Origin of the sequence: Desmonostoc muscorum LEGE 12446 (genome assembly GCF_015207005.2) — a bacterium.
Classification (GTDB): domain Bacteria; phylum Cyanobacteriota; class Cyanobacteriia; order Cyanobacteriales; family Nostocaceae; genus Nostoc; species Nostoc muscorum.
The window spans coordinates 3,677,617-3,689,383 of sequence record NZ_JADEXS020000001.1 but is presented as its reverse complement, the minus strand read 5'-3'; the positions used below and the strand labels follow the sequence as shown (position 1 = coordinate 3,689,383).

General features: G+C 40.8%; 5 protein-coding genes. 3 read left to right on the top strand and 2 right to left on the bottom strand.

Translation table 11 applies throughout. The features are described from left to right. Window positions 1-31 precede the first annotated feature (31 nt). Entirely contained in the window at window positions 32-925 is an 894-nt protein-coding gene (locus IQ276_RS15830; protein ID WP_193913023.1) for a sugar kinase, read from the bottom strand. A gap of 244 nt (window positions 926-1,169) precedes the next feature. On the opposite strand from IQ276_RS15830, the gene rsmI reads away from it, so the two are divergent. From rsmI to IQ276_RS15815, 3 genes are all read left to right on the top strand, one after another. Continuing rightward, window positions 1,170-2,036 carry a 16S rRNA (cytidine(1402)-2'-O)-methyltransferase gene (gene rsmI / locus IQ276_RS15825; RefSeq protein WP_193913025.1) on the top strand — a complete coding sequence of 289 codons (867 nt, stop codon included), beginning with the start codon at window positions 1,170-1,172 and terminating at the stop codon, window positions 2,034-2,036. An 81-nt stretch (window positions 2,037-2,117) separates the two neighbouring features. Beyond that, on the top strand, window positions 2,118-3,425 hold the full coding sequence (locus IQ276_RS15820) for a mannosyltransferase family protein (protein ID WP_193913027.1): 1,308 nt from the start codon (window positions 2,118-2,120) through the stop codon (window positions 3,423-3,425). A 53-nt stretch (window positions 3,426-3,478) separates the two neighbouring features. Then, window positions 3,479-4,966 (top strand): ArnT family glycosyltransferase, encoded by a 1,488-nt coding sequence (locus IQ276_RS15815; protein WP_193913029.1) that lies wholly within the window; start codon window positions 3,479-3,481, stop codon window positions 4,964-4,966. A gap of 820 nt (window positions 4,967-5,786) precedes the next feature. On the opposite strand, the gene IQ276_RS15810 is transcribed toward IQ276_RS15815, so the two are convergent. Then, window positions 5,787-11,726: a non-ribosomal peptide synthetase gene (locus IQ276_RS15810; RefSeq protein ID WP_193913031.1), complete on the bottom strand. Its 5,940-nt coding sequence runs from the start codon at window positions 11,724-11,726 to the stop codon at window positions 5,787-5,789. Window positions 11,727-11,767 lie beyond the last annotated feature (41 nt).

The following is an 11,767-nucleotide window of genomic DNA, read 5'->3' as shown; positions in this document are numbered from 1 at the left end:
AACCTGAGTAGGGGTACACAGTTGCGCGTTCCTACTTTAAATCCATCCAGCGCCGGGTACCAAAAAATTTACAGGAATCAGCAGCGATATTTGCTGCTAATGCTAGTGCATCGGTAAAACTTTCTCTTAAAATGTAATGACAGAAGCCACCGTGAAAAATATCTCCAGCTCCTAAGGTATCAACTGCTTGAATCTGGGGCACATCTACAATACCAGTTTTAGTGCAACTCAAGTATTCAATTGCTCTTTCTCCGTGGGTAATGGCGATATGAGGAATATCAAATTTGCTCAGATAAGCAAAAACTTCTTCTGGAGTCTGACAGTTGGGAGGATAAAAATTAGCCGAACAGATGGCGTAATCTACAAATGGTAGAATTTGCTCAAATCCAGATTTCCAGCTACCACCATCAATGACTACTGGGATATTTTGGGCTTTCGCCGTTTGGGCTATGGAATAACCAACCGCCATCTGATGTCCGTCAATTAGTACGATGGCAACATTTTCTAAAATATTGGCTGGGATAGATGCGCTGCTAGCTTGAGTTTTTACAGCATTGATGGAAACCACAGCTCGTTGCCCTGTGGCTTGGGTGACAATAATTGAAGAGACGGGTGGTACTAAATCAGTGGTAGGCTCAAGATCGGCGATCGCCACTTGATAATTTGCCAAATCACCTCGAATTAATTGCGTCATCGGGTGAGAACCCACCACACCCAGGACTGTAGCCTGATTACCTAAATAGCTAAAAGTCACAGCCGCGTTTGTAGCTGGGCCACCAGCTGCCACACTATAGTCAATAGCAACAATCTTTTGATTATTTTGAGGGGGAGAGTCAGCGAGGTAAATCAAATCTAAGGTTACTAAACCTACAAATAACCCACGATCCGATTTTGGATTTTGGATTTTGGATTTTAGATTAGGCATTTGTCAGTTTTTATTGATGCTTTTATAGGTGGATAAATTATTATTAGTTTTAATTTCTAAATCGGCTAATTTGAAATTTGGAATTTTGGTTTTAAAATTGATATGACTTACGCAAAAGCTCTCTTAAACTCCTCTTCCTCTGTGTTCTCTGTGTCCTCTGCGGTTTGATTTTCCGTTATCTGTGCTTAACTCCTGATTGAATGAAAAATCTAAAATCTAAAATCTAAAATCCAAAATCTCGCTCATGCAGACCGATCCTAAACCAAGAACACTTTACGTCGTCGGCACACCAATTGGCAACTTAGAAGATATGACCTTTCGGGCGGTGCGAATTTTACAAACTGTAGATATTATTGCTGCGGAAGACACGCGCCACACAGGGAAATTGCTACAGCATTTTGAAGTTAAAACACCCCAAATAAGTTACCATGAACATAATCGTACCAGTCGAATTCCAGAGTTATTAGAATATTTGACGAATGATAAAGCGATCGCTCTCGTCAGTGATGCTGGAATGCCGGGAATTTCCGATCCTGGATATGAATTGGTAAAAGCTTGTATTGAAGCGGGTATTTCAGTAGTTCCTATTCCTGGTGCAAGTGCAGCAATTACGGCTTTGAGTGCAGCCGGACTACCAACGGATCGGTTTGTGTTTGAAGGGTTTCTGCCAGCGAAAACTCAACAGCGACGAGAACATTTAGAATCTCTGCAAACAGAATCTCGCACATTAATTTTCTACGAATCGCCGCACCGTTTGCAAGATACTTTACAAGACTTAGCAGAAGTTTGGGGAAGCGATCGCCAAATTGTACTAGGACGCGAGTTAACTAAATTGTATGAGGAATTTTGGCGGGGAACGATTGCCGAAGCGATCGCCCACTACAGCCAACGAGAACCCCAAGGTGAATATACCCTAGTTCTTGCGGGAATTCCAGCGAGTCAGCCTCAATTAACAGAAGAGGAATTAAAATCCGAGTTGAAACAATTAATCAGTCAAGGAATATCGCGATCGCAAGCTAGTCGTCAACTAGCAAAAGTTACTTCTCTTCCCCGTCGCCAACTCTATCAACTAGCTCTTTCTTTAGTTCTAGATTCTGATTCTAATATTTAAACGTATAAGAATGGTAATATTATGTACGCAAAATAGTACCATTATCAATAAAGCATTCACGCTTTAATTGCCAGATTGTAAATGGAAAACTTAGTTCGTTTTTCCTTTTGGAAGCAAATTCTTCTTGCTCTCCTGTTTTATGTTGTTTGCAGTAGTATAGGTATCTTCCTTTCTGTGGACGGAATTGCAAAATTAGCAGTACAAGAGGGAAAAGAGTTTCAGTATTGGGATGCGATTCATTATGTCAATTTGGGCTTCAATCCTAGTTGTCAAGCCTTCTACCCACTCTGGTCTCAAATAAATCGTTTATTCGCCCCAGAGAATCCCGTCATTGGGCTTCGATATGCTTTTATTTTGTGTAACATTCTCTTTGTTTTGTCACTACCTATCGTCTTATACGTCTTACGAAAAGTCATTAAATCAGAAAGTCTAAGCTTTATTACTCTTATACTTTATGTTGTTAATCCCAATTCTATTTTCCATAGTATTGGCTACACTGAGAGTCTATTCTCTCTCTGGGCAATCATTAGTGTAGTAGCTCTTTTATTTTCAACTTCCGTGTTTTGGAATTGCATCTTAGCAGTGTCTGTGATTTTGATGTCTGTATCTCGACCGAGTTTAGTGCAACTTTTCTTTGCTTCATTTAGTGCAATATTTTGCGTATATTTAGGAAGTCATTTAAAATCTGAAAGCGATTCCAAAACTAGGGAATGGAAAAAATATACTATCCCCACTGGATTAATTGCTATATGCGCGATCGTGGGTTATTCAATCTACGGCATCTATTGTTTATTATCAACAGGCAACTTTTTGACTCCCTTTAAAGCTCAAGTGGAGTGGGGAAGAACTCTTCAGTTACGACCGTTATTTCTGCTCTTTCCTAGATCCCTGTTAAACGATTTACACGGTTTGTACTTTCCATTTATTCTATTTTTCCTGGTCGTTGTCCTCATTTATTTTCATGCCAAACGCAAGAAAATTTCGCTGTATGTGCCCAAACATCCTCTACTCTGGATAACTCTTTTTTATCCTCCCATAGCAATTTTGATTTATTCTATTCGTTCTTGGCTGTTAGCCAAAGCTGGTAAGCTTACTCCTCAATCTGTAACTCCAACCATTGTCCAACTACAAACGAATTATGTGTTCTTTTTTTGCTTATTCATTTGTATAGCTAATGCAGCAATTGGATTTTTAGCAGCTTCGGGTTATCTCTATAGCCTTGCACGATTTGTATTTGCAACACCCTTCTTTTTTATTGCTTTTGGTATGGTGACAGACAATCTTAATAGTCCAAAAACACGAGAATTTCTTTATGGTTGTATCCTAGTTTCTGCCTTAGGACTAATCGAACAATGGTATCGTTGGGGCAACAACCGTTGGGTAGGATAACTGCAATAAAAGGTATTTTTAGCGAGTAATCACGAGTTAAATAATGTAGCTATATGCAAAAGAATATCATAAAAAGTCAGGATAAAAATTCGTCTATACTGTTCTTATTAATCTTAGCCGTAGCTCTAAGAATTTATAATATTAATTCGCCAATTATCGGTATTCATTCATGGCGTCAGTCAGATACCGCAGCAATAGCGAGAAATTTTTATGAGAATGGTTTTAACTTATTTTATCCTCAAATTGATTGGGGAGGTAATTTACCCGGTTATTGCGAAACAGAGTTTCCAATTTATTCATTCATTGTTGCTCTGATTTACAGGATTTTTGGAGTTGCAGAGTTTTGGGGAAGATTCTTCTCAATTATTTGTTTTTTAGTAGCTCTCTACTTCCTTTATCAGTTTATTATCAAAATTTTAGATAAAAAAGTTGCCTCTTGGTCTTGTTTATTTTTTGTAATTTTACCTTTGAATATTTATTATAGTAGAACTTTTCAACCAGAGTCGATGCTGTTGATGTGTTCAGTTATTGGCATCTACTATTTCACTAATTGGCTTGACTCAGAAAAATGGCAAGATTTAATTTTATCAGGTAGCTTTGTAGCCTTAGCTTGTCTCATCAAAGTTTTACCAATAATATATTTAGGAATACCACTTTTTTACTTAGCATGGACTAAATACGGTATCAGAGTTTTTTCTCAAATATCTCTGTGGATTTATAGCATATTGATACTAATACCTGTAGCTATTTGGTATTACCATGCTCATCAACTATTTTTAGAGTATGGTAATACTTTTGGTTTTTGGTCAGGTTCAACAAATAGGTATAACTATAATATTGTACTCACCTTAAATTTTTGGACAGAAATATTCTTCAGAACTGCTGTTAGACATTTTGCTATTTTTGGCTTTCCTATATTTTTATTAGGATTATTCATTCCTAGAAGAACTAGACGAGAATATGTATTAGATGTTTGGTTAATTTCAGTAGTATTAACTTGGATTTTAGTACCTATTACCAGTTTAGTTCATGAATATTATCAACTCCAATTTATGCTTCCAGGAGTGGTATTCATGGGTAAAGCTTGTAGTCAATACTTAGAGAAAGCTGCTGATCAAGTTAATTATAAAAAAGCTATAGTAGTCTGCCTATGTTTAACTGTAGCTGCTGGCTCTGTCATTTATACTATTGATTATATGTTCAAAGAAAGAATAGAAAAATCGGCTGTTTTTCAACTAGCACAGCAAGTGAAACAAAATACTGAACCAGATTCACTCATAATTGCTACTACTGCCAGTGATCCAACATTACTTTATCTATCACATCGAAAAGGATGGCTAATCAACCACAACGATGTCAGTGAAGAATATATTTTATCTAGAGCCAAATTAGGAGCTAAATATCTGGTAGGAAGTTTTAATTTTGTGGAAAGCTATAATTTATTTGTGGATGATAGCCAAAAGCAAAAAGTTCAGAATTTTCTTGATAAATATCCAAATATTCTCAAAAATGGTATGAACTTTATTACTAAATTACCCTGAGTTCAAGAGTTGGAAAAAGGTAATACGATAAGATTTACAAATAAACGGTGAAACACCACACCAAATTTTAAATTTAGTCGTCTAAATCAATAGGGTTCAGTTAAAGATCATTGATCTTTGAAGACGCGATTTATAGCGTCTCTAAATGAGGGTTTTGTTGCTCATTCTGAACTGTATTATCATCTAATATCATGTCCGGATAATTAGTTATGATTCCCAAAGTCATTGCACCCCACCCCCCTCCCCGCTTGCGGGGAGGGGAGACAAAGCGCAGCTTTAGCGGGGTGGGGTTCTTGGGTTTTAATAAGTAATTAAGCGGACATGGGGTTGAGCCGAGATATGTGTAATTTTAAGCAAGATGGTCTGGAAACTCCTACTATATATAGGTTTCAGCAATTTTCAAGTAAAATTGACACAAGGGTATAAATCTTGGGTATCTATCGCTACAAAAACCAGAGTATCTATTAACTTTATTTACAGGTTTTACAACTTAGACAATAAACATCTTTTACCGTGAATTGTCTGAAACTCTTACAGGGTAAAAGTTGTATTCATTTCAAGCACACAGTATTTATTATTCTCTTTGGTAGACGAAAAGCAATTATTGACCTTCACACTGCAAGTATGCGCGGCTCAAATCAGGCAGAACTATTAAAAACGCTAAAAGCCATATTCAACAAGCTTTTCCAGACCATCTTGCTCAAAATTACACATATCTCGGCTCAATACCGACATGATATAACTTTGGGCAACCAGATGTATACAACCAGTGACGGATCTAAATCCCTCATTGATTGCATTCTGAATTCTGACTTCTGTTTTAATTTTTTGGAGACTGTGCTTTAATTAAACAATTTCTCAATTTTTCGGCTACCACCTGTACGTCGGGTTCCCGGAGTAGAGAAACGTGAGAACCGGGAACTAAATGGATATCTAATCCTCCAGCAACTACCTCACCCCAACCAAATTGAGCATCGTATTGTGTGCCTATAGCTTCGCCTCGGTTCTTGTCTTGAGTCCGCAAGAGGACAGCTCGACCAGGGTAAACTGGGTAAGTATATTGACTAATAGCTTGAGTATTAATGTCTATACTTTTTAAATGCTTGTCAGTTTCAGGTAAATCAAGTACGGCTTCCAAGTAACGCTTATATGTATTTTGGAGACGAGATTTATTCCAATAGCTCCATTTCAGAACCTTTTGCCAAAGGTAACCAATTCCTTGTCGAAGGATATTATTTAAATGCAAGAAAATTCTTTTGAGAAATGGCGATCGCCGACTATAACCAGGACGACAACTATCAAGGATAATTAGAATACCAATTTCCTCACCTTGTTCGTGGAGTTGTCGAGCCATTTCAAAAGCAACTCCACCCCCAAAAGAATAACCTCCGAGAAAATAAGGTCCATGAGGTTGAAGGGTCTTAATTTCTTGAATGTAGTGCGCCGCCATATCTTCAACGCAGGTATGGAAAGGATATTTTCCATCAAGTCCCCTTGGTTGTAGTCCGTAAAATGGTTGTTCTGAGCCCAGATGTTGTGCCAATTCACGGAAACACAAGACTTCTCCACCTAGTCCGTGAATACAGAAGAAAGGTGGCTTGGAACCATTAGGTTGAATTTCTACTAGGGATGACCAAGTAGCTTTTGATTTGTGTTTTAGTGAAGCCTTGTTTGTTGCTAAATCTTCCTCTTGGCAGATGATTTTGGCTAAAGCCTCTATACTACTTGACTGGAAGAGAGTGGCAAGGGGCAGATTTTTATTAAATGTCTTCTCAATTTGCCAAAATAATTTTACTGCCAGTAACGAGTGTCCTCCTAATTCAAAGAAGTTATCTTGAACGCCAATGGGCTGCACGCCTAAAAGTTGTTCCCAAATCTCTGTTAACTGGCGTTCCACTTGATTGCGGGGAGCAACAAAAGTCCCTTCTGGCTCTTGTCTTGATAGGTCAGGTGCAGGTAGGGCGCGGCGGTCTACCTTGCCGTTGGCAGTTAGGGGCATGGTTTCCAGCAAGACGAAAGCTGAAGGTAGCATGTACTGTGGTAGCTTCGTCGAGAGGAAGCGACGGATTTCACTAACTGTAGTTACTGAGTCGTGATTTGGGATAATGTAAGCTACTAAACGTTGATCCCCAGGAACATCTTCACGAGCAATTACTACAGTCTGGAGTATGTCTGGGTGTTGGGCTAACACCGTTTCAATTTCCCCTGGCTCAATGCGTATGCCACGGATTTTGACTTGATGATCTCGGCGACCGAGAATTTCCAGAGAACCATCTGGACGATAGCAACCGCGATCGCCAGTATAATAAAGCCAATCTTGTTCGTCATTCCCAAAGGGATTTTTGACAAACCGAGAACGGTTTTCTTGCTGGGCATTGATATAGCCCAAGCTCCGGAATGGAGTACGGATGACAATTTCGCCTGGTTCCCCAATGCCGCATGGTTGATGATTTGGTGTGAAAACCAGTGCTTGGGTTTCGGGTAATGGCATTCCTACTGGCTGTACCCCTGGTCTACATTCAACGGGTACTGGGTAATAACATTTAGCCAAAGTTGTCTCTGTCGGCCCATAGAGATTGATAATTTCCCCTGATTCTGGGAAAGCATCCCGCCACCGAAGTACAAGTGTTTCCTTGAGAGGTTCTCCAGCAAAAAATAACCAGCGTAATTTACCTAGAGTAACTTCTGACGGCACATTCGCTAACCAAGATTGTGCCAAGGAAGGAACTGTGTGCAACACAGAAATTTGCTCATCTTCCAAGTAACGCAAAATTTTAGTCGGCTCTAAGTTATCGCCTTCCTCTGGCAAACACAGGGTTGCACCACTAGTCAAAGGTAAGAAAATATCTCTGAGGACGACATCAAACGAAAGACCCGTCAATTGGGCAGTCCGGTCTTGTTGACCAATTTTAAATGTCTGCCGCTGCCAATTGAGAAAATGCGCCATTCCTTTATGACAACCCAGCACCCCTTTAGGCACACCAGTGGTGCCGGAAGTAAAGAAAATATAAGCTGCATCGTTACCAGTGATTTGGGGCCAGTTTATCGCTTGAGTAGTGCCTTGGGGTAAATTTATAATTTCTCCGGTATCTGGGTTTACACAGATAATAATTAAACATTCAGCTATGCCCCTATCTTTTTGGGTCTGACTATCTATATATAATATGTATTTAGCTTTAGCTTCTCGTAGCATGAGATCGTGGCGATCGCTAGGCAGTTTCGGATCGAGTGTCAATAGCACACCGCCGCTCAAAAGTACACCCACCATACTTGCAATCAGTCCAAAGCTGCGCGTCCCAAATACCGCTACCACATCTCCTTGCTGGACTCCCTGAGATAATAAAACCTCAGCTAAGCCTTGAGCTATTTTGCCCAATTCCCCATAATTCCAAGTGCGAGTTCCTTGACGAACTGCTGCATGTTCTGGGGCGGAGTTTACCCAAGAGGTAAACATTGTTGTTACCAATTCGTACTCTGGTTCTGGCAACACCGCCCTTGGTTCTGGCAGCAAAAATCGGGCTTGTGGTGTGACAAGAGAATACAAACTAATCTGGTTTTCTGGAGCAGCAACAATTTGATTCAATAAATGATGGAATTGATGCAGCATTTCCATCATCCGCTCTGAAGTAAACAAATCGGTATTGTAGACTAAATCAAGCTTGATTCCTTGGTTTTGCTCTGTAACATACAAAGTTAAGTCAAACTTGGAACCCGTTTCGAGCATCGAGATTGGTTCTACAGCCACCCCAGGTATTTCCAGTTGGATATCCCTCAAGTTGAGCATATTAAACCACACTTGAAATAGTGGGTTACGGCTGGTATCTCGTTCTGGTTGCAGTTCTTCTACCAGTTTCTCGAAGGGCATATCTTGATGGGCATAAGCACCTAATGCCATCTGGCGGACTCGACTCAGCACTGAACGAAAACTGGGGTTGCCGGAAAAATCAGTCCGTAAAACCACAGTGTTAATGAAAAATCCAATCAACCCTTCAATTTCAGAACGGTTACGTCCAGCAATGGGAGAACCAATGAGAATATCTTCTTGCCCAGTGTAGCGGTGCAGTATTGTTCCAAAGGCCGCCAGCAAGGTCATAAATAAGGTGACACCTTCCTGACGCGAGAGTTCTGTGAGTGATGCACTCAAGCTTTGGGGTAGCATTAAAGATTGAGCCGCCCCTTGGTAAGTTTGGACTGGTGGCCGTGGTCGGTCGGTGGGCAATTCCAGTACAGTATTAGCACCTGCTAACTGAGTTTTCCAGTAGTTTATTTGGCTGGAGAGGACTTCACCTGACAGCCATTGATGCTGCCAAACAGCAAAATCGGCATATTGAATGGGTAATTTTGTTAAGGGAGAAGGCTTCCCATTTAAAAAAGCTTCATAAACGGCTGCTAACTGCTGCCAGAGAATACCCATTGACCAACCATCTGAGGCGATGTGGTGCATGACCAACAGGAGTATCTGCTCATGTTCGTCTATTTGCAGCAAGCTAGCCCGCAGCATTAAGTCAGATTCTAGGTTGAAGGGGGGTTGCGCTTCTTGAGTGAGGAGCAATTCTGCTTGCTCCTGTGTAACTTTAATTACCTTGAGTTTGACCGACCGGGACGGACTAATTACTTGTATGGGGCTACCATCGGGTGATTTAATAAAGTTTGTTCGCAGTGCTTCGTGATGAACAACGATCGCATCTAGTGCTTGTTGCAATACACCCAGATTTAATTCCCCAGTTAACCGTTGTGCATCGGAGATGATATATGCCCGACTATTGGGTTCCAACTGTTCCAAAAACCAGACTCGCTGTTGGGCAAAAGATAAGGGGACTGATTCTCGGTTGGCTATTTGGGGAATGCTCTGATTTTGGGGATTATTTTCGGAAATTTGGTTTTCAGCTATGGCTTGAGCTAAATTAGCGATCGTGGGATTCTCAAACAAAACTTGCAACGGAATTTCTATCCCGAAGGCTTGGCGAACTCTAGACATCACTTGAGTAGCCAGCAGTGAATGGCCTCCCAATTCAAAAAAATTATTGTGGATGCCTACTTGTTCCAAACGCAAAACTTTTGCCCAGATGCTTGCTAAGACCTCTTCTGCGGGATTCTGGGGTGGGACAAAGTTAGTTGATAAACCAAGATCTGATGTATCTGGCGCAGGTAAAGCGCGGCGGTCTATTTTACCATTAGGGTTTAATGGCAGGGTATCCAAAAATACAAAGTAACCAGGCACCATGTATTCAGGCAGCTGACCTTGCAAAAAGCGCCGTAATTCAATCTGAGTAGGAATTTCCTCTGGGCTAGCAACGATATATGCCACGAGTTGCTTATCACCAGGAACATCTTCTCTGGCTATGACTAAAGTCTGCGTCAGTGCCGGATGTTGACTGAGTACAGCTTCAATTTCTCCTAATTCAATCCGGAAACCGCGTATCTTTACTTGGTGATCGATACGACCAACAAACTCGACATTACCATCGCTGTTGTAACGTGCCAAGTCCCCTGTTTTGTAAAGGCGTGCCCCTTTTTTGGAGCTAAAAGGATCAATAATAAACTTCTCTTTGGTCAATTCTGGACGATTAAGATAGCCCCGCCCTAAACCAATACCGCCAATATACAGTTCACCTGATTCACCAACAGGCACAGGCTGCAAATTTTCATCAAGAATGTAAATCTGTGCATTGGTGATGGGGTGACCAATGGGAGCAATGGTGTAATTAGTGCCCCGCTGGCAAGTCCAGAAAGTCGTATCGATGGAAGCTTCTGTCGGCCCGTAACAATTGTGTAGAACATTGTCCAAATTCAATTGGGCAAAAAACCGCTCTATAAGTTCGCCAGCTAAGGCTTCACCACCGCAGGTAACGTGTCTGAGAAATTGGCAATTCTCAATTCCCTTTTCCTCCAGTAAAACACGGAGTATTGAGGGTACTAAGGCTAGGACAGTGATTTGCTGCTCGGTAATCACTTTTACAAGATAAGCAGCGTCTTGATGTCCACCAGGGCGAGCCATAATTAATTGCCCCCCAAAACACAACGGCCAGAATATCTGCCACACTGAGGGGTCAAAACTAAAAGAAATGGTCAGTAAAACTTTGTCTGCCGGAGTTAATCTAAAGGTTGTTTGCCGCCAGTACAATTGATTGCAGATTCCACGGTGAGGAATCATTACACCCTTGGGCTGTCCTGTAGAACCAGATGTATAGATTACGTAAATTAAATTATCAAGCGTCGTCTGATTTACAGGATTATCTTGGCTGTTTTGTGTGTTTTCTTCCAAAAACAAGTCCAGACAAATCACTTGCGCCTGATGCGGTGGTAGGTTCTCGACCAATTTCTCTTGGGTTAACAACACTGCGGTTTGTGTATCTTCCAAGATGAAAGCTAAGCGTTCTTTTGGATATGATGGATCTAAAGGCACATAAGCGCCTCCAGCTTTGAGAATTCCCAACAGCCCGACAATCATCTCCAAGGAGCGCTCTAAACAAATACCGACAAGTACTTCTGGTCCAACGCCTAAAGTACGTAGATAATGCGCTAGCTGATTTGCCCGTTGGTTTAACTGCTGATATGTAAGCTGCGTATTTTCAAATACTACAGCAATTGCTTGGGGCGATCGCTCCACTTGCATCTCAAACATTTGATGGATACACAGATTCTCAGCAATTGGCTGGGTATCACTCCATTCTTGTACAACTTCAGTGTCAAGGATGTGAGTTAAAGTATTTGACGGAATATTTTCTTTATATTCTGAAGTATGACTATTTATCTGCATTTTTTATATATCAACAACTCAATATAGTCTCTGGTTTGAGT

Coding starts and splice junctions, on each gene's coding strand:
- IQ276_RS15830 (WP_193913023.1), bottom strand. CDS start 925: ATGCCTAATCTAAAATCCAAAATCCAAAATCCAAAATCGGATCGTGGG.
- rsmI (WP_193913025.1), top strand. CDS start 1,170: ATGCAGACCGATCCTAAACCAAGAACACTTTACGTCGTCGGCACACCA.
- IQ276_RS15820 (WP_193913027.1), top strand. CDS start 2,118: ATGGAAAACTTAGTTCGTTTTTCCTTTTGGAAGCAAATTCTTCTTGCT.
- IQ276_RS15815 (WP_193913029.1), top strand. CDS start 3,479: ATGCAAAAGAATATCATAAAAAGTCAGGATAAAAATTCGTCTATACTG.
- IQ276_RS15810 (WP_193913031.1), bottom strand. CDS start 11,726: ATGCAGATAAATAGTCATACTTCAGAATATAAAGAAAATATTCCGTCA.